The following is an 18,956-nucleotide window of genomic DNA, read 5'->3' on the forward strand; positions in this document are numbered from 1 at the left end:
CAACGGCAAGGGGAACTTGTCGAGACTATACTGCCACGCATTTACTTATTTGATTGCCTAGGTTTTTGATAATTATAGTGATCTGTTACATCAAAAAACTTGGAGCTAGCGCGATGGGATATGCAAAATTTCTATTGGGGAAGCAGATTTGCGAAAAATTGAACATTCCATTGCTGAGGTTGGCGGAACTTTGCCACGCAGGAAAGTTGGCAGCCTATCATTTTGATGACGGGCGTCAGATTTTGGCTTCGAGTCAGTGCAACACAAGATTCAAGTATCCTGACAATACAATCTTCACGATAATTCCATCCAATGCCAACGCCATCATTGCAATCAGTACAAAAGCAGCTGAAGACTTTAGCGTATATGTCGATAGAAAAGTTAATTCTCCCGTTGAGCAAGATATTGATTTGCATTCCGGGAATGACTCCAAAGGAAAATATTTGTACAACGTTTTGATAGCAATGGATGAACAACGTTTGAAAAATATCAAAGGTATGAGGATGAAGTTTGATGATGGTGAATATATCGTTTATTGCAATGATCTGCGGAATAGTCCATTTCAACCTGATGTTATCCATGTATATAAAAATGAGAAGATATTTTTTGAACTGAATAAACAGGAATGTGAGATTGCTCTTGAATATCTTGAGTTAACTTTGCACAATAATTGTAATGTTTTGAATAAAGAATATTGTGGTGGAATAAAAAGGTGTATAACAAATCTATGCATAAAAAAAGAGCAAGACAGTTTTGGAAGCATTAAATATATTTTATATGAGTATAATATAGATATAATACAGATAGTATTTGAGAAAAATGTTCTCAATAGAGAATGTAAAAAATTTATAAATGTTGATAAAAATTGTAAATATACTTATGCACATCAATATCAGTACACTAGTGATTATTTTAATAAGGAAGATTTATCGTACTCAAATCCATTAAGTCATGAGGAAGATTTTTTTATTTTCAATTTTGATGAATACAAGAAGCGTTTCCATTTTTTTGATGATGAAGAGAAATCTCGGAAAGAGTTTTTCAATTACATAGAGAAGCTGATGTTTGATGAAAATGAGATTCGTAATGTTCTCGAATATGAAATAGAGAAAAAATTTATCTCTGATGACCCCAAACAGTACATGTTAGATCGGTGTAAAAGATTGCAAGAAATTTATATAAATGATGAAGACAATCTAAAAGTGATTAAGGCGTATATGCTGGCGATTGAGGGCCTTAGGTGGGCAGAGATAGATCAAGAAGTGTGGAAGCATAGCAAAGACGAAGATAATAGCAGAACCTTTGTAAGCCGAAAACTAAAGCGTTTTAGGAAGATATCCGAGGATAATAAGATCCCTTTTATTGCAGCGAAGCTATGGAAAGATAATAAGGAATCAATTGTAAAAAATATGCTCGAACAGCTAGCCACTTTTTACGCAGGGGAATGATGTTGGCCTTTAGATTGCCAGGAAAATCTTTTAGTGGGGAGGGCAGTTCTTTCTGGGGGGATTACCCTGGAATGGCTGTGGAGCAGGTTGAAAGTGTCAAAAAACGACCTAGGGAGGAATGCGTATCCTTGGCTTGGGTGGTAGACCCATATATTTTATTTTCGGTGGTGGTAGCCCGGTGGTAGCCCAACAGAAAAAGCCCTTACAGTGATTAGCTGTAAGGGCTTGATTTCTTTGGCTCCCCGAGACGGACTTGAACCGCCAACCTAGTGATTAACAGTCACCCGCTCTGCCAATTGAGCTATCGGGGATCGTTCAGGCAAGAAAGTGTTTACGGAAAATCCCGGGTAAGGTCAAGCAAAAAATGTAAATAATTTGAATCATATTTTTATAAGGCGCGTCAGCTTCTTTTCATACCGTTCAGCTTCGCTATAAATACAACCGCAATAGGGCTGGCGGTACAGCTCCATTTCCTTGGATCTATCAATGCCTTCCTGCCAGTCTTCGCGAAAATCCCTGTACACGAAATCAGGCCCGGTGCCGTCTGCGCACGCCAGGCGTTCTCCTGCCTGCCTGATGACCTCGTGAGGCTGATAGCGTGAATAGAGCAGGCTGCTGCTCACAAAAGCGAAGCCAAGCCGTCTGGCTGTGGCAAATGCCGCCTCAATGCGGCTTGAGCAGCAATACGTGCAACGTTGGGGCGCGGTATCTCGTCCTGCTACGGCGCGCAACCAGGATGTGATGTTCCAGCTGGCGTCATCATACAAAATGGGAATGCCCAGCCTTTCGGCGCATTCGCTCGCCGCATCCCTTCTGCGCAGGTATTCGGACAGGGGATGTATGTTGGGATTCATATACCAGGCTGTGACAGCAAAACCCTCATCAAGCAGCCGCGTGATCGGCATGACAGCGCAAGGGCCGCAACAAACGTGCAGCAGCAGGCTGCGCGCATCGCATTTGGGAGTAAATTCGTTCATATAGAGTTCGGGGGCGGCAGAGGGCATAGGCACAGGAAGGTGAGCTTCAGCAGCCTCCGGAAAGGCGGGCTTTCCGGAGGCTATAATTTGCGCGGTCTGTTAAGGTCGCACGGATATTTCCAGACATTTGCTGTAGGCCTGCTCCATTTCACGCAAACTGTCGCGCTTATGGTTGAGCAGATACAGGGCGAGCTCAGGCGAGGCGCTATAGATGCACTTTTCTTTGCTTTCTGCGCGCATCATGCGGCGTAGTTCCCGCAAAACCTGAAGGGCCTGCCATTCAAGATTGCGGCGCTGGCCCGTGCCGCCGCATGCGGGGCAGGGTTCCATCGTGATGGCCAGTGCCGACGAACCTGTGCGCTGGCGCACCAGTTCCAAAAGGCCAAATGAACTCATGCGGCCCACATCGTGCCGGGCGCGATCATTTTTCATGATGGTGCGCAGGGTTTTTTCCACTTCAATAACGTGCTTTTTGTCGCGCATTTCAATGAAGTCGATGACAACCTGCCCGCCGATATCGCGTAGCTTGAGGTGTCGGGCGATAGCTTCAGCGGCTTCCATATTTGTTTTATGGGCCATAGCTTCAAAGTTGCCCTTGCCGGAAATTTTGCCAGAGTTGATGTCAATGGCCATAAGAGCTTCGGTCTGGTCAAAGACCAGCCGCCCGCCTGACGGCAGCAAGACTTCACGGGTGTAGATCTGGTCCAGCTGGCGGCGCAGGTTGAAGCGTTCCCACATGGAAGTGCGCGCATCGCTGTGCAGACGCACCAGATCGCTTTTGCGGGGGAACAGCAGATTGACGGTTTCGCGAATGCTCTGGGCCACGTCTTCGTTGTCCACCCATATTTCGCCCACATCTTCCGTCAGATAGTCACGCACCGCGCGTTCGGACAGTCCCGGCTCCTGGTAGATAAGGGAAGGGGCCGTAACTTCAGTGGCTTTTTTGCGTATATCGCGCCAGACGCGCTTCAAATACTGCAGGTCGTTCTTGAGCGTCGTTTTGGTGGTGCCTGCGCTGACCGTGCGTACTATGACGCCCAGACCCTGGCCGGGATCAATACCGTTCATCATCTCGCGCAGGCGGGTGCGTTCTTCATCGTCGTCCACCTTGCGCGAAACCCCAATCTGTTCCTGTCCGGGGGTGAGCACAAGAAAACGCCCGGCAAGGGACAGCCATGTGGTCAAAAACGCGCCCTTGCTGCCCGTGGGCTCCTTTACAACCTGTACAAGCACTTCCTGTCCGGCTTTAAGCACCTTCTGGATTGGCGGAAATTTTTTGCCCTTGGCGGGCTCATGATGCGTCAGCCAGTACTCGGGATGAATTTCGTCAATCTGCAAGAAACCGTTCTTGCCAGCACCGTAGCTGACAAAAGCGGCCTGAAGATTTGTGTCGATATTATGGATGACGCCCTTATAGATATTACCCTTGATCTTGCGCTGGTGCAGCATATCCAGATAATATTCCAGCAACTGTCCGTCTTCTGTCAGAGCCACTTCGACCTGTTCGCCCGGCAGAACGCTGATGAACATGCGCCGACGTCCAGAGCCTGTCTCAGACTTTACCTTTCCCGCTACAGCTGCAGGAGCAGTTTTGTTGCTGGCAGGCCTGACAGCTTCGGACTTTCCTTTTTCTGAAGTATCGGCTGGCGATGGCGAGCGGGCCTGATCCGCTTCAGCCGTGGTCTGGCTCTGGCCGTTTTGTGCCACGGCGTCCTTTACATCGTCATCCGCAGCGTTGTCGGCAGATTGCATTTCGGCGGTATCGCCATTCTGCTCTTTTCTGCGGTTGCGCCCGCGTCCACCGCGGCGTCCGCGTCTATTCTTGCGGCGCGGGGCATCGCCGGAACCTTCAGTGTGTCCGTCTGCATCCTGCGAATCGGTCGTAGCTACAAGCGCAAGGGTTTCAGAGCCTGTAATGGCAAGAGATTCACGGCTGGTGATAGCCAGCTTTTCACCGGAAGCCAGAGCCAGTACCTCACTACTTGAGGTGGCTGTGGCAGTGAGCGAAAAAATCTGGTCTTCAAAAGCAGTTACAGGACTGACTGCCCGTGCGGCCTGAGAGGGCTTCTGACCCGCATTGGCAGGAGAATCGGGTACATTCTGGGGCTGGGCTGCATTAGCTGAGGCGGGGGAAGCAGGGGAAATTTTATTTTCAATATGTGCAGCAGGCTTTCCGGTGGAGCTTTGAGCAGCCGTTTTTTTGCGGGGGGCTGCGGTGCGCGCTCTGGTAGAAGGGCGGGGCTTGGGCGCGCCAGAAGACCTAGTGTCAGTTCCGGGGCCGCCAGCAGCGGTTTTGCCCAGTTCTGCGCTGGCAGGCTTGCCAGCAGCGCTCTTGGATGCATCGGGCTTGATGGCTTCTGTTTTGGCAACATCGGGCCTAGCCGGAGCTTTGGACTCATCGGCCTTGGGGGAGCGGCTCTTGGCGGCAACGCTCACGCCGGCAGGAGTTTTTTCCTGGGCGGCTGCCACCGAAGCTGTCTTGGCGCTTGCTTTTGCAGGGGCTGCGGTATCCTTGCCCGTTTTGGCCGTTGGCTTTCTACCGCGAGCGGCGGCTGGCTTGGCGGTATTTTTTTTGCCAGAGTCAGCAGTAACAGATGTTGAAGCATCGGCCTTGGGGGCAGAGGTCTTTTCCGCGCTTTTGGCTGTGGCTTTGTCCGCACTGGCAGTGGCAGGCTCTGCTGATTTTGCAGGTTTTACCGCTGCACCGGACACACTGCCTGGCTTTTCGGCCTTGGCTGTATCAGGCGTTGCGCTTTTTTTACTGGCAACTGCTTTGCCTGCTGGCCTTCTGGTAGCTTTGGCCGTGGTAGCTTTGGGCGCGGAGTCCGCACTGGCGGATGAAGAGGAATCCTTGGGAGATGTATTGGAAGCAGGGGAGGAGGGAGGCGAAGTTTTTTCCGCCTTTTTGGCAGATGCTGCGGGGGCAGTAGCTGTCTTTCCTCTGGCAGGGGTGCGTGTTTTGGGTTTTGAGGGTTTCGGGCTTGTTTCGCCTGAATTTTTGGTCTCTGTCACGGGGGTTTCTTGGTCTTTGGTCATGAACATCCTTTGTCTGCGGGGCGGGTTCGCCTCCACGAAAAATTTCAGCAGCATGCCTGAATTTCATGAGAAATTTACCGCAGCAGCACCGTGTGGCGCGCTTTTGCAGTAGGCATACTAGTCTGCTTGTTGGAGAGTACGTTTTTTTGAAAAATATGCAAGCTTTCCTGTGGAATGCGGGGGATGCAGGGCCGTCCGCACATGGCTAATACAAATATTTTTTTAGTTATTTCAAATACACTGCGCAGACTTTATTTGTCATAAAAAATACCGCCCGGTTTTGAATTCGGGCGGCATTTTTATATTCATGCTGGGGGGCAGGCGAGTCTGCCCTCTAATCTTCTTCAAGAACCTTGAGTTCTGCGGATAACTGGCCGGAGTTATAGCGCAAAAGTACATAACCGCCCTGAGCCAGAGCGCCGGGGTTAACAACAATGGTGCGCCCTACGCGGTCTACAGCCCGTGCTTCATGAATGTGACCGCACAGGCAGATGTCCGGCTGGGCTTCTTCAAGAAATTCGCGCACTGCTGTGGAGCCGACATGTATATCGCCGGGAATAACGTCGCAAGCTGTGTCCCTGGGCGGATTATGCGAGACAAGCACGCTGTGCGGATAGGTCCGCGCCTTTTGCCAGCAGCCTTCAAGCCATGCGGCGAAAGTTGACTCTGGAAATTCGCTGGGCGTGCCGAAAGGTGTGAAGGTCGAAGCGCCAACACCAAAAATAGCCGTATCCGGCGTAAGTTCGCGTGTGACGGTATGCAGGTTCCAGCCCTTTTCACTAAGCCACTGGTCTACTTCCGGGCGGTCCATATTGCCTATCTGTGCAAGAATCATAGAATTATGGCTGCGCAAGGAGTCCATCACCAGCTCTGCCTGTTTGACGCTGCCCGTCACCGTGAGGTCGCCGGTGACGATGATGCCGTCAGCCTGGCCCAGTTCAGGAATTTGGGCAAAACGTTCAGTTTCGTCGTGGATGTCGCCCACAGCGATCCAGAGGTAGTCCTGAGTGTCAGAGCTTGGCATGGCAGTGTGTCCTTTGTTATAGTAACGCTTCAATGATGCTGCCATACTTCAGTACATAAGGAAAGGCCCGGCATGAGTGAAAAAAACACGGTACAAGGCGATTGCATGTCCGTACCGCCCGCCTCGCCGGGATCGCCGGGCGAACTGGCCGAACGCAAGCAAGCGCTGCGTGAACGCATGAGCACGCTGCGGCGTGAACAGCCCGCCCATCTTGCGGAAAAGCGTGCCGAGGCAGCGCAAAAGAATCTGCTTATGGCTGACTGTTGGCGCAGGGCGTCTTCGGTGGCGCTCTATGTTGGCATCAAGGACGAGATGGACACCAGCCTGCTGCTTGATGCCGCGTGGAACGAAGGGCGCACGCTCTGGCTGCCGCGTGTGCGGCGCGGGCAACCCGGTATTATGGATTTTGTGGCTTGCTCCAGCCGTGAACAGCTGCGGCCCGGGCCCTTTGGCCTGCTTGAGCCTGATACAGATTTGCCGGGCGTTGGCCCGGAAGATGTGGCCGCCGGGGCAGCGCACGCGGCCTCTTCTGGCAGCGGTAATGTATTTGCCCCCCAGCTGATGATTTTGCCTGGCCTGGCTTTTGACCTTACAGGCGGGCGCCTTGGTTACGGCGGCGGTTATTATGACCGCTTTTTAGAGGCCGGGCTTGACTGCCCCCGTCTAGGGTTTTGTTTTGATTTTCAGCTTGTTCCTTCTCTTCCTCTGGCCCCCTGGGACCAGCGGGTTCACCATTTATGCACTGAAGAGCGTATGCTGTGTCTATAAGCTATATACCCTTTGTGTTTCCCGGTCTGGATTCTGTGCGCTGCATCTTTCAGACCCGCCCTGGCGGTGTTTGTCACGGAGAATACGGCGGCGGCAATATTTCTTTCAGCGTGGGGGATGATGCGGCGCTCGTCACGGCCAATCGCGAAAACATGCTGGCAAGTCTGCAACCTCAGGGCTTGTGCCAATGGGCTGAATTGTTGCAGGTGCACGGCGATGTAATGGCCTTTGAGCCCGCTCCGGTAGCCTGCAATGCAACAACGCAGGAAGAGGGCGACGGCATGGCCACGGCAGAGCCCGGTATGGGGCTGCTCATAAAGACGGCGGATTGCCAGCCCATTTTGCTTGCCCACAAAAGCGGCAAATATGTGGCGGCCATGCACGCGGGCTGGCGTGGCAACCGTTGTGATTTTCCCCTGTCGGGCGTGGTGCGTTTTTGTGAGCGCTATGACATCAAACCGCAGGACGTGTTTGCTGTCCGGGGGCCGAGCCTTGGCCCCGGCAAAGCGGAATTTGTCAATTTTGACAGGGAATGGGGGGCACAGTTCAGCCCCTGGTTCGATGCAAGCAATAATACTATGGACCTCTGGGGATTAACCCGTCATCAGCTTGTGCAGGCCGGAATTCCAGTGCGCAATATTTTTGGCCTCGACCTCTGCACGGCCAGCAATAACTACCAGTTTTTCTCGTACCGCTGCGCCAAAGCTTCCGGTCGCCAGGCCAGCATCATCTGGATTCAGAAAAACTGAAGGTCGCTTTAGACAGCTCTGATAATTGGGGTGTCGGACGGTTCTTTTCATTTTAGTGGAGCGTTCTTGCCGCACTTCACCGCAATGAAAAGAACCGTTTTTTTGCTATCGGCAATACTAGTTATTCAGAGTGATTTTTGCCAGCGGGTTGAGTGGCCTCATGCAATCTCCTGCGTTTGAGGCCAGACAACAGTTGAACTGCCACTTCCGGAGCATAATAGGATTCGGCGAGGGCTGCCGTGTGCACAATATGGCGGTCTTCAAGCAGGCCTTTAAGTACAGCATCCAGTAGTTCGGGCAGCAATTCCCCGCCCAGGTCTCCCGCCGCCTTCAGCAAAAGGTCCATACTTTCTGGGCTGGGTGACAGATTCCAGGACATATGTGCCAGCTCCAGAGCCGTGTCCGGGCAGAGATCAGGTGTCTGCTTCCAGAATCCGGTGTCCATACTTCTGCCCAGCGCGTAAAAAATATGGGCCAGCACCAGAAACATATCCGCTTCGTTGTGAGCTGCTGCCAATAGCGGCAGGATATGTTTGTGACGTATCAGCTGCGCCTTGGGCATGTTTTCCACCGCTCGTGCAACCGCAATTTGGGCCAGGGGCACGTTATTTTCGGCCAGATGGGCCATGCCAAGTTTAAGACCGGCAAGAAGCCTGTCGCCAGCATCACACGCGGCCTGATACAACTCTTTGGCTTGGCCGATGCGGCCCTGCCGCAGGTTCATGTCTGCAAGAGTGCGCAACGCATCTGCCGCGCTGCTTGTCGGCTGATTCTTGTCGCCTGGCTGCGCCAGCACGGCAACCTGTTTCAAACTCTGCATTGCTGGTAAGGCATGCCCGCCGAACCGCAGGCAGCGCAGGCAATGCGCCTTGGCTTCGCCATACTGGCGTTCTGTGGCGCTAGGCCGCGCCGTGCGCGCGCTATTGTTTTCAAGAGCAGACAGCATTTGGGCCGCACGAATCTCTGAAGTATGTTTTTGGCGACAAATGCTTTGCCCTGCCTGAGCGATGGGCGCGTAGGTTTCTGGCCGCTCCAGAATGCGCTTCACCAAGGGGAGGAGCGTTTGCGGCGTGTAACAGACAAGGTGCTGTCCGTCGGTAAAATGCTGCTGCGTGCCAGCACCCCAGGCTTCGGTAAGTAGCAGGCTGCCTGAGGCAAGCCCCTGAAAAATTCGCAGGGTGAGTCCGTCAAAAAGGTTTTCGTTCAGGACTATTCGGGATTCTGAAAAAATATCAAGCATTTCTCTGTTGCTGACGTCCTGACGGATGTGCACGTCATAGTTTTGCAACAGCAGGTTGAGGATGTTGTATCTTTTGGGTCGTTGCGGGGTATTGGTACCTACAAAGGAGATATCGTATTTTTTTTGCGGTGGTGGAGACCGGAACTCCGCCTTCTGAGCACAGAGAGGCAGCCATAAAGCCTTGATTCCAGCTTTGCGCAGGGTTGAGACCGTTTCTAGCTGATCGACGAAAACATCGTCGAAGGCCTTGCAGATATGTTCGAGCCAGAAAGCGTTGATGCTTGAGTCAATGCAGTATGCCGCCAGACGGGTTTGGCATTGATGCAGGTCAGAAGGAAGTTTTTTGCCTCCAAAAAGTTCCACCAGCACGATGTCCACTTGAGAGTCTAAGCTGGCGAGGGTTTGTGTGAGGTTTTTCTCCCTGTAAGGCGAAAGATCAATGAGCGTGTGCCCCAGGCTTTGAAGGCCTTCTTTCAGGAAAAATCCGTCATACGCAATGTTCATATACATCCCTTCGAGATTTGTAAAAATCTCCCGCATGTTAGCCCGGCAAAAGCGCAAAAACAATAGTGGTGTGGTGCTTTTTGTCCGGTTCTTTTGCATATGTTTGCCCGGCATTGACAGGCCTGCCGCCCCCGCCTACAGTAGGCGCGGCAATGGTAGCCGGGTTGCCCGGCTTGAAAAGGGAATCCCGTGAGATGCGGGAGCGGACCCGCCGCCGTAAGGCTCATGAACCTCGCACCATACAGCGCCACTGGAAACGGGAAGGCCGGTGAAAGGGAGCCAAGCCGGAAGACCTGCCTTGCCCCACGGCCCCACTATTTTGTGACGGGCCGGGGTTGCGGCCTGAGCCGCCACGGCAACGGGATTTTGCCGGCAGGATTGAGGAAATACGGGCCTCTTCCTTCATGAAACAGCTAGTGTTTTGTGGCGGAAGAGGCCTTTTTTATGCCCATGCGGTTCACGCTGGGTCTGCAAAGGGCGGGCATGACCGCGATACCATATTCCTCCTCCCCTTCCGTACATACTTCTGCACGCCTGTGGCCCGCGTTTGCGGTTCTGGCGCTGCTGTGGCTTGTTTCCTTGCCGCTGGCCTGCCTGCCGGGGCCGGTTTCACTATCGGCAGGGCAGGTTTTTCACGCTTTGGCCGCGCAATTGGGGCTGGCCGCACCGCCGCAGGAGACGGCACTTATGCTGGTAGTGGGGCAGATTCGTCTTGCCCGCGTGTGCCTTGCAGCCTTGTGCGGTGGAGCCTTGGCGGTAGCGGGCGTGGCTTTGCAGGGGGTGTTGCGCAATCCTTTGGCTGATCCCTTTACGCTGGGTATTTCTGCCGGAGCGGCCTGTGGCGCGAGCATGGCTCTCGCCCTTGGGGGAATCATCGGCGCGGCGTTAAGCGGCCCGTTGTCGGCACTGCATATTTCATTGCCGGGGTCGGCGGCTCTTGTGGCTCCCGCTGCCTTGCTGGGCGCACTGCTGGCACTGGCAGGAGCCTTGTGGCTCGGCAGGGGCGACGGCGGATTCAGGCGTGAGAGCGTCATACTTGCGGGCATTGCCGTGGCAGCTTTTCTTGGCGCGCTGGTGGCCCTGATCAAGGCGCTCAATGAAGAGTCTGTAACCAGCATAGTTTTTTGGATTATGGGGTCTTTTCAGGGGCGTGGCTGGGACAGTCTGCCCTTGTTGCTGGCAACCCTTGTGCCCGGTCTTGCGGCGGTTGTTTGGGGGTGGCGGGCGCTGGACGTGCTGACCTTGGGCGACGAGCAGGCTGCCCAGCTTGGTCTGCATGTGGGGCGGGCGCGGCTTTGGCTGCTGGCCGGGGCAAGCTGCATGACGGCGGGTTGCGTGGCCATAGCCGGAGTTATCGGCTTTGTGGGTCTGGTTGTGCCTCATGTGCTGCGCCTTGTGCTGGGCTGCGGTCACGGCCCTCTGCTGGCTGGAGCATTTTTTGGCGGTGGGGTGCTGCTTGTTTGGGCCGACGTGCTGGCCCGCTGTGTGCTGGATGGGGGGCAGGAATTGCCCGTGGGTGTGGTGACGGCTCTTCTGGGCGGTCCGTTTTTTGCCCTGCTGGTGCGGAGGCGGCCATGATGCGGTTTTTGCTTATGCCGCTGCTTGCGTGCCATCAGCCAAGCTACCCGCTAGGCCATAGGGCACGCTATCTGCCATGGGATCAGTCATGCTATCAGCTAGGCCATCAGCCCGCGTATCAGACTACTGCTCGGGCTGCTGTTCGGGCTGATTGCCGGATAGATGGCCGGATAGATCGTCGGGCAGGTCATGCCGCAGCGCAGACCGCACAACAGTTCATGACGTGCCTCAGAGTCTTTTTCGCAGAGCAGTTCAGGGGGCGGCGTTGATCGGCTTTTCTGCCACGACATCCCAGCCGTCCATGCTGGAGGTGCGCAACCTGTGTTGCGGCTATAAAGGGCGGCCAGTATTGCAGGACGTGAGTTTTGCGGCTCGCGGCGGCGAGTGCCTGGCCTTGCTCGGCCCCAATGGCAGCGGCAAGACCACGCTTTTGCGCAGCCTTTCTGGCGTGCTGCAGGCGAAGGAAGGGGATATTTTTCTTCAGGGCAGGGCGCTCACGGCCTTAAAGCCGCGTCAACGTGCGCGGCTGGCGGCTGTTGTGCCGCAGGGCGGTGAATATCCGCGTGAGCTTACAGCGCGGCAGATGGTGCTGCTTGGGCGGTACCCGCATCTTTCGTGGTTGGGCTGTTACGGCAGCAGGGATCATGCTGCGGTGGATGAAGCTTTGGAAGCCTGTGGGGCTACCATGCTGGCTCCACGCCGTCTTGCGGAACTGTCGGGCGGCGAATTGCAACGGGTGCTGCTGGCCCGCGCACTGGCGCAGGAAAGCCCGCTTCTGTTGCTGGACGAACTGGCTGCCGGGCTGGACATGGCACGCATGGCCGGACTTTTTGACCTGCTGGAACGCCGCCGCGCTGCCGGGGCTTGTGTGCTCATGGCCGTGCATGACTGTAATCTGGCTGCCATCTATGCCACAAGGCTGCTGGGTCTCAAGGCGGGAAGGCTTGTTTTTGATGGTTCTGTGGATGCGGTTTTCACCGAGGAGAAGCTCAGTGCCCTTTACGATATCCCGATCGGCGTTTTGCAGCACCCGCTCTGGGGCTTGCCACAAGCCCTTCTGGCCCGCGCGCACGGGCCCCGCAGTCATGCTGCTGGCCTTGGTGCTGCTCCTGATTCCGGTTCTGACGCTGGAGTCGACGACTAAGGCTCTGGCCGCCGAATCTGCGGGAAGCTCATCTCCCACCCAGGCTGGTGTTGATAGGCACCCGGTCTCAAGCGCGCCGGAATCAGCAGGTTCATCACATTTTTCTCCAGTCACTGTTCGGGATGATACTGGGTATGAGATGCAACTGAAAGCTCCAGCCAAGCGCATCATAGCGTTGTACGGGGCTTTCAACGAACTTTTGCTGGCCCTGGGCGCTGGCGACAGTCTGGCGGCTCGCACCGTGGCTGATGCCGACATTCCCGGTTTGGCGCATTTGCCTGCCATTGGCACCCATATGCGCCCCAATGCCGAGCTCATCGTGCAGCAGTCGCCCGATCTGGTTATTCAGCTTGCCGGGCGTAACGAAGCGCTGTTGCAGACAGAAGCCTTGCGCGGCCTTGGTCTCAATGTGCTTATTTTTGAAATGAATTCTTTTGAGCAGATGTTTGGCGTGATGGAGAAGCTTGGTCAACTCACCGGGCGTGAAGCCGAAGCTTCCAAACTGATCGGCGCATGGCAGAAAAGGCTTGCCGACCTTGAAGCGCACTACGCGAATCAGGAGCCTGTAAGTGTTTTTTATGAGGTGCGTTACCCCAATCTGCTTGCCGCAGGGCGGGGCGGAATAGTGGATGACATCATGGCTCACGCGGGCGCGCGAAATGTTGTCACAGACGAAAAAAAGCTGGTGCGGTTCAATGAAGAAGCTTTGCTGGCCGCTGACCCCGATGCCTATCTTGTGCAGCGCGGCCCGATGAATCCTGACCCGCAACCCTTGGACCAGCGGCCGCACTACAAGAACTTGCGTGCGGTGCGTGATGGCCGGGTGCTGACAGTGGATGAAGATTTTTTTGCCCGTCCGGGCCCGCGTTCTGTGGATGCCGCCGAAGCGCTGGGGCGCTTTCTGCATCCTCAGGCGGCGCGCTGATTTTTACAGTAACCTGATATTCTGGCGACAGGACAAGAGAGTAGAGCATGACAGGAGTTTTGTACGGCGTGGGCGTTGGGCCTGGCGCTCCGGATTTGCTGACGCTGCGGGCAGTGAATGTTCTTGGCAAGGTGGACGTGATACTGGCGGCGGCTTCGCCTCGCAATGACTATTCCGCCGCACTGGAAACGGCCCGGCCTCATCTGCGGCCCGACGTGCGCATGTTGCGTCTGGAATTTCCAATGACACGGGACCGTGCCGTGTTGCACGAGGCCTGGCGCGTGGCTGCCGAAGAAACGCAGAAGGTGCTGGAGAACGGTGAAAACGCCGCTTTTCTGACCATTGGCGACCCGCTGGTTTACAGCACCTTTGGCTACCTTATGCAGACTCTCAAGCAACGCGCGCCGCACCTGCCGGTTGAAATCATTTCCGGTATTACTTCCATTCAGGCCGCTGCCGCCCGCACAGGAACAATACTGTGTGAGAACAGTGAAAGCCTGCGTATCATCCCCGGCATCAACAGCCGCGAGGAGCTTGAAAAAGCGCTCGATGGCGCTGATACCGCCGTTATTCTCAAAGCCTACCGCAACCTTCCGGCCATAGTGGATGCCCTGCGCGCCACAGACCGCCTGGACTCCTGTATGCTGGCAAGCCATGTGGAACAGCCTGCCGAGCGGCTGCGTCAGGGCATAGACCTTGAAGAAGGCACGCCGCCCTACATGTCCTTGGTCATAAGCAGGAAGCCCAAAAAATAGGGGCGATTTTTCTAAGGAAACGCTGATTTATTCCGTTTGGCGGCGTTGCTTCATTTTTTTGAAACAGCCAAGGTCGGAAGAGTCCACTCCTGCTTCAAAAAAAATCGCGCCTTGCCAAATGAAATAACTGCGCGTTTCCAGGAGACTCTTTAATCAGTGCTTCCCTAAACTGATTTTTAGTCAGTTTTGTTGCAGTGGCGATTTTTGCTTTAAAGTGGGTTCATTGGACAGATGAACTCTCAAAGTTCACGATGCACTTATTACGCCATCTAAGTGCGACAGAAAAAGCAAAAGCCAGCAATCCCAAGTTACAAAGGGATGCTGGCTTTTAATATAATTTATGCGGGCAGGCTTACGAGCCGCCGCTCAATCAGCTAGTTATAATCAGCAAATTCGCGGCAATTGCGCCCCTTCAAGCATACCCAGCAGGCGGCGGCCACCGATGCGGGTTTGCAGGCTCACCTGCGCCTTGCCTTCTGTGACTGTGCCCACGCGCGTGGCTTCTTTGCCATAGGGTGAGCGGCGCATGGCCTCAAGGGCGGCCTCGGCCTTATCTTCGGGCACAATGCAGATGCATTTGCCTTCATTGGCCAGATAGAGCGGGTCCAGGCCCAAAAATGAGCAGCCGTTCCTTACGGCTTCGTGAACAGGTATGGCTGTTTCTTCCAAAAGAATGCCCACCTGCGATTGTTCGGCAATTTCATTGAGTGTGGTGGCAAGACCGCCACGCGTGGGGTCGCGCAGCACATGCACCTCTTCGGCGGACTGAAGAATGTCTTCAATCATATGGTTGAGCGGGGCGGAATCCGATGCCACGTCCGTGAGGAATGACAATCCTTCACGGCTGCCCATTACGGTAAGCCCGTGATCGCCCATAGCGCCGCTTACCAGCACGGCATCACCGGGGCGTGCGCTGTGCCCGGAGGGCACGGGGTTGGCAAAAACTTCACCTATACCAGTAGTATTGATGAAAATTTTATCGCAGGCCCCACGGGGTACAACCTTGGTGTCTCCAGTGACAATATGCACCCCGGCTTCGCGGGCGGCTGCGGCCATGTCGGCAGTGATGCGTTCCAGCGTTTCCAGAGAAAGGCCTTCTTCAAGAATAAAGGCGCAACTCAGGTAGCGGGGGCGTGCGCCCAGCATGGCCACGTCGTTGACCGTACCGTGTACGGCCAGACTGCCGATGCTGCCGCCAGGAAAAATAAGTGGCGTCACCGTGTACGAGTCTGTGCTCATGGCCAGCGGGCCGTGAATGTCCGTCAGCAGGGCGGCATCGTCCATCCGCTCCAGCAGGGGGTTGGCGAAATGGCGAAAAAAACACTGGGATATCAGACGCTGCGAGGCGCGGCCACCGCTGCCCGCATCCAGAAGAAGACAGTCTTCCATTATCGCTCCGAATATTTGAAGTAGGCGGCGCAACTGCCCTCGGTCGACACCATGCACGGCCCCACAGGGGTTGCAGGCGTGCATTTTTTACCAAACAGGGGACAGTCGGGCGGAGCCATGCGGCCCTTGAGTACGTCCCCGCAGCGACAGCCGGGCAGGGGCGGAACGTCGGGCAGCGTGAGATCAAGGCGAACCATCGCGTTCATGTCTTCGTATTCCGGCCTGAGTGTCAGACCGCTTTGCGGAATGCTGCCGATGCCGCGCCAAAGGGCGTCCGCTGGCATAAAAAACTGTTCCAGCAGGGCGCGTGCGCGCGGGTTGCCCGCATCGCCCACTGCCCGGGGGTAGGCATTGACCACCGCCGGGGCATTGTCACGAATTTGTTCGGCCATCATGCACAGGGCCAGAAGAATGTCGGCAGGCTGAAAGCCTCCTACCACGCCGGGAACGTGATAGTCCTTGGCAAGAAAACCGTAAGGCTCCAGCCCAAGGATGGTGGACACATGGCCGGGCAGTAAAAAGGCCTCTACAGCACACTGGCTGTCATCCAGCAGGGTGCGCAAAGCCGGGGGCACCAGTTTGTGCAATGAAAGCACGCAGAAATTCTCAAGCTTGCGCTGGCGGGCCGTCAGCAGGGTGGCGGCCACGGTGGGGGCAGTGGTTTCAAAACCAATGCCCAGAAACACTACGATATCGCCGGGGTTATTGGCCGCAAGGGTAAGGGCGTCCAGCGGGGAATACACAATCTCAACACGGGCCCCTTGGGCCTGGGCGTGCTTGAGGCTGCGGCCGCCGGGGCCAGGCACACGCAGCAAATCGCCAAACGTGGCTATGATAACGTTGTCGCGTCCTGCCAGATCAAGAAAAGCGGCCACTTCTGCGTCATGCGTGACACAGACGGGACAGCCCGGCCCGGAAAGGTGGGCCACCGTATCAGGCAGCAGGGAGCGCAGGCCGCTTTGAAAAATGGCAACCGTATGTGTGCCGCATACTTCCATAAATCGCATGGAGCGCCCGTCTAGCGCCCTGTTGAGGCGGTCCAGCAGGCTGCGGCAGAGCTGGGGATCCTGAAAGGCTTGTTCCAGTTGCATGATGCTCCCTTTATTGCAGTGTGCGTTTCAAGGCTGGCAAGGCGTCATACTGTGTTCTGTTAAATCTACTCAACTAGAGCAGATTAACTTTGAAAATGTATATTTTCAAAGTTCAATACACGCTCGTTACGGCGTTTAATCGCGCAAATAAATAGCGGTGCTGTCTTCATCCGTAGCTTCTTGCGCCGCAACGGCTGAAGCTGCGTTGCGCCTCCACGGCGGGCGTCTGCTTACGCAGACACCTGAGTATTTCAAAGTTGAAATGCTCTAATCCGTCTCAATTTCAGCAGCTTTTACACCCACCTGCCAGTGAGGCTATGTAGATGTAAAATTAGAGCATTTTAACATTGAAAAAGTTTAAATGCTCTGACACTGCACAAGATTGCAGCGTGCCGCAACGGGCGTGGATTCTACTGAAAATCGTATCTTTTGGCAGATCAACGTTGAAATGCATTGTATTCCAACGTTGATCTGCTCAAGTGCAGTTCTTGTTGTACGCCCATTGTTCTGCGCTGCCCCGACTTTAGAGCATTTTTTGCAATGCCTTAGGGGCTGCGCAGTAAACGCTTGCCACAACGGGCATGTCTCAGCCTTTGAGGATGTGTGCCCTCAAAAGTTACCTGCCCTGTGTGGCAATGCCCGCAACTGACCAGGAACCTGCTGCCGGAGTATGAGCCAAGTTGGCGTTTACCCCAAAGGCAGGCGTTGTTCAGCCGTGCTGTTTTATTACAAAACTTGCGCCAGGGTAAGCTGATATTATTAGAAAATTTATCTCACTGCCTGCTGTTTAGGGCAGGGGGGCCAGCATATCCAGCCCCGTTCCCACGGGCAGACCGCACATAAGGTTGGCATTGGCCAGAGCCTGCCCCGAAGCGCCGCGGCACAGATTGTCAATGGCAGACAAAATGGTGAGCCTGCCTGTGCGGGGGTCTACCACAAGACCAAGATCGCAGAACATGCTGCCGCGCACATAGCGTGTTTCGGGCAAAGATCCCTTGGGCAACACGCGTATCCAGGGGCTGTGCGCCCAGGTGGCCATAAAGGCTTCGCGTACTTGATCCAGCGTTGTGGCAGGGTTCTTCAGTTTTGTATAAATGGTGGACAAAATACCCCGGTTGAGCGGCAAAATATGGGTGTTGAAAGAAAGGCGCACCTCGTGACCAGCCAGGAGAGAGACCTCCTGCTCGATTTCCGGCGTGTGCCTGTGCGTGGGCAGGCCGTAAGCGCGGAAATTATCCGACACTTCGCAGAAAAGCGTTCCCAAAGCGGCCTTGCGGCCCGCACCTGTAGCACCGGACTTGGCGTCCACCACAATATCGTCTGTTTCAACAAGCCCGTTCTTTATTGCCGCGTAGAGGCCCAGAATCACCGATGTGGGATAGCAGCCGGGGTTGGCGATAAGGCTGGCGCGCGACACTTCCGCAGCATAGAGTTCCGGCAGGCCATAGACGGCTCTGGGCAGGATGTCTTTGTGCGTGTGTTCGTGCCTGTACCATTCAGTATAGATTTCAGGGTCACGCAGGCGAAAATCGGCAGAAAGGTCCACAACTTTGGTTCCGGCCTTCAGCAAGGGCGCGGCCATGTCCATAGCTGTACCCGCAGGCACGGCAAGAAAAACCACATCACATTCTTTGGCAGCCTGTTCTGCATCAAAGACGCTTATGACAACATCCGAACCGGGCATGTGTTCCAGAAATGGGTAGTATTCGCCAAGGCGTTTGCCAGCCTCGGCCCGCGAACAGGCCATGCTTAGGCGCATAGACGGATGGCTGACCAAAAGCCGCGCCAGTTCCATGCCCGCATACCCCGTAATACCCACCAGACCAGCTTTGAATGTCTTCATGCCCCAATCCTTCTTGCACGCCGTCAAGGCATCTGAAAATTGTACACAACGCCCGCCGCTTGTAAGACAGACGCGCCTTTTGATTACATGTTCGCCGCCAGCGCCCGTGGGCGCATGCGCGAAATTTATGCGGGCTTCTGATCCTTGCCGGACAGGCATTCACAGTTGGGCCCGCATTTCATGACAAACTTCATGCGCAGTTCAAACAGAATGCTTTCAAGCAGCTTGCGCTCCTGATCGTCAAGGCAGTTCTGTGTCTTCATGTGCAGCATCTCAAGCACGTCAATACTGTGCTTGGCCATAGGCAGGCTGGTTTCCATACTTCCGGTTTCCGGGTTGGGAACTTCACCCAAGTGCACCAGAGCGGAAGAAGCAAGAGAAAGAATAAACGTAGAAAACGTCACTTCAGGCATAGGCCCGGATGAGCATCCGCAGGAATTCTGGCTCATGGTGACCTCGTGGCGCGGGGCGCCTGGCTTGTCAGG

General features: G+C 54.9%; 15 protein-coding genes, 1 tRNA gene and 1 riboswitch. Of the genes, 7 read left to right on the forward strand and 9 right to left on the reverse strand.

Going from position 1 to position 18,956, the window contains the following annotated elements; all coding sequences use genetic code 11:
- The first annotated feature begins 113 nt into the window (after window positions 1–113).
- Window positions 114–1,448 carry a hypothetical protein gene (locus HNQ38_RS01770; protein WP_183717649.1) on the forward strand — a complete coding sequence of 445 codons (1,335 nt, stop codon included), beginning with the start codon at window positions 114–116 and terminating at the stop codon, window positions 1,446–1,448.
- 235 nt (window positions 1,449–1,683) lie between these two features.
- On the opposite strand, the gene HNQ38_RS01775 is transcribed toward HNQ38_RS01770, so the two are convergent.
- The 4 genes from HNQ38_RS01775 to HNQ38_RS01790 all read right to left on the reverse strand — a co-directional run bounded on the left by HNQ38_RS01775 (window position 1,684) and on the right by HNQ38_RS01790 (window position 6,485).
- Window positions 1,684–1,759 (reverse strand) — tRNA-Asn (locus tag HNQ38_RS01775).
- A 69-nt stretch (window positions 1,760–1,828) separates the two neighbouring features.
- Entirely contained in the window at window positions 1,829–2,425 is a 597-nt protein-coding gene (locus tag HNQ38_RS01780; protein WP_183717651.1) for an epoxyqueuosine reductase QueH, read from the reverse strand.
- Between the two features lie 99 nt (window positions 2,426–2,524).
- Window positions 2,525–5,461, reverse strand: a complete 2,937-nt coding sequence (locus HNQ38_RS01785) for an Rne/Rng family ribonuclease (RefSeq protein WP_183717653.1) — start codon at window positions 5,459–5,461, stop codon at window positions 2,525–2,527.
- Between the two features lie 334 nt (window positions 5,462–5,795).
- A complete protein-coding gene (locus HNQ38_RS01790; RefSeq protein WP_183717655.1) occupies window positions 5,796–6,485 on the reverse strand; it encodes a metallophosphoesterase in 690 nt (229 codons plus the stop codon).
- Between the two features lie 72 nt (window positions 6,486–6,557).
- On the opposite strand from HNQ38_RS01790, the gene HNQ38_RS01795 reads away from it, so the two are divergent.
- Entirely contained in the window at window positions 6,558–7,253 is a 696-nt protein-coding gene (locus HNQ38_RS01795) for a 5-formyltetrahydrofolate cyclo-ligase (protein ID WP_246387931.1), read from the forward strand.
- On the forward strand, window positions 7,244–8,002 hold the full coding sequence (locus HNQ38_RS01800; protein ID WP_183717657.1) for a laccase domain-containing protein: 759 nt from the start codon (window positions 7,244–7,246) through the stop codon (window positions 8,000–8,002). The genes HNQ38_RS01795 and HNQ38_RS01800 overlap by 10 nt, the downstream gene beginning before the upstream one ends.
- 121 nt (window positions 8,003–8,123) lie before the next feature.
- Here HNQ38_RS01800 and HNQ38_RS01805 read toward each other — a convergent pair whose 3' ends face one another.
- On the reverse strand, window positions 8,124–9,746 hold the full coding sequence (locus HNQ38_RS01805) for a glycosyltransferase family protein (protein ID WP_183717659.1): 1,623 nt from the start codon (window positions 9,744–9,746) through the stop codon (window positions 8,124–8,126).
- Window positions 9,747–9,881: 135 nt separating this feature from the next.
- Window positions 9,882–10,061, forward strand: a riboswitch (cobalamin riboswitch).
- Between the two features lie 168 nt (window positions 10,062–10,229).
- Here HNQ38_RS01805 and HNQ38_RS01810 point away from each other — a divergent pair.
- The 4 genes from HNQ38_RS01810 to cobI all read left to right on the forward strand — a co-directional run bounded on the left by HNQ38_RS01810 (window position 10,230) and on the right by cobI (window position 14,148).
- Window positions 10,230–11,324, forward strand: coding sequence for a FecCD family ABC transporter permease (locus HNQ38_RS01810; RefSeq protein ID WP_246387932.1), 1,095 nt, complete (start codon window positions 10,230–10,232; stop codon window positions 11,322–11,324).
- 265 nt (window positions 11,325–11,589) lie between these two features.
- Window positions 11,590–12,468, forward strand: coding sequence for an ABC transporter ATP-binding protein (locus HNQ38_RS01815; RefSeq protein WP_343060066.1), 879 nt, complete (start codon window positions 11,590–11,592; stop codon window positions 12,466–12,468).
- Window positions 12,410–13,393 (forward strand): ABC transporter substrate-binding protein, encoded by a 984-nt coding sequence (locus tag HNQ38_RS01820; protein WP_183717661.1) that lies wholly within the window; start codon window positions 12,410–12,412, stop codon window positions 13,391–13,393. Before HNQ38_RS01815 ends, HNQ38_RS01820 begins: the two co-directional genes overlap by 59 nt.
- Window positions 13,394–13,440: 47 nt before the next feature.
- Window positions 13,441–14,148 (forward strand): precorrin-2 C(20)-methyltransferase, encoded by a 708-nt coding sequence (gene cobI / locus HNQ38_RS01825; RefSeq protein WP_183717663.1) that lies wholly within the window; start codon window positions 13,441–13,443, stop codon window positions 14,146–14,148.
- 384 nt (window positions 14,149–14,532) lie between these two features.
- Here cobI and hypE read toward each other — a convergent pair whose 3' ends face one another.
- The 4 genes from hypE to HNQ38_RS01845 form a co-directional block, all read right to left on the reverse strand.
- Window positions 14,533–15,537 (reverse strand): hydrogenase expression/formation protein HypE, encoded by a 1,005-nt coding sequence (gene hypE / locus HNQ38_RS01830; RefSeq protein ID WP_183717665.1) that lies wholly within the window; start codon window positions 15,535–15,537, stop codon window positions 14,533–14,535.
- On the reverse strand, window positions 15,537–16,628 hold the full coding sequence (gene hypD, locus HNQ38_RS01835) for a hydrogenase formation protein HypD (protein WP_183717667.1): 1,092 nt from the start codon (window positions 16,626–16,628) through the stop codon (window positions 15,537–15,539). The genes hypE and hypD overlap by 1 nt, the downstream gene beginning before the upstream one ends.
- A gap of 787 nt (window positions 16,629–17,415) precedes the next feature.
- Entirely contained in the window at window positions 17,416–18,471 is a 1,056-nt protein-coding gene (gene argC / locus HNQ38_RS01840; protein ID WP_183717669.1) for an N-acetyl-gamma-glutamyl-phosphate reductase, read from the reverse strand.
- 125 nt (window positions 18,472–18,596) lie between these two features.
- Window positions 18,597–18,920: a DUF1844 domain-containing protein gene (locus tag HNQ38_RS01845; RefSeq protein ID WP_183717671.1), complete on the reverse strand. Its 324-nt coding sequence runs from the start codon at window positions 18,918–18,920 to the stop codon at window positions 18,597–18,599.
- Between the last annotated feature and the right edge of the window lie 36 nt (window positions 18,921–18,956).

Source organism: Desulfovibrio intestinalis (genome assembly GCF_014202345.1).
In the GTDB taxonomy this organism is placed as follows: Bacteria; Desulfobacterota; Desulfovibrionia; order Desulfovibrionales; family Desulfovibrionaceae; genus Desulfovibrio; species Desulfovibrio intestinalis.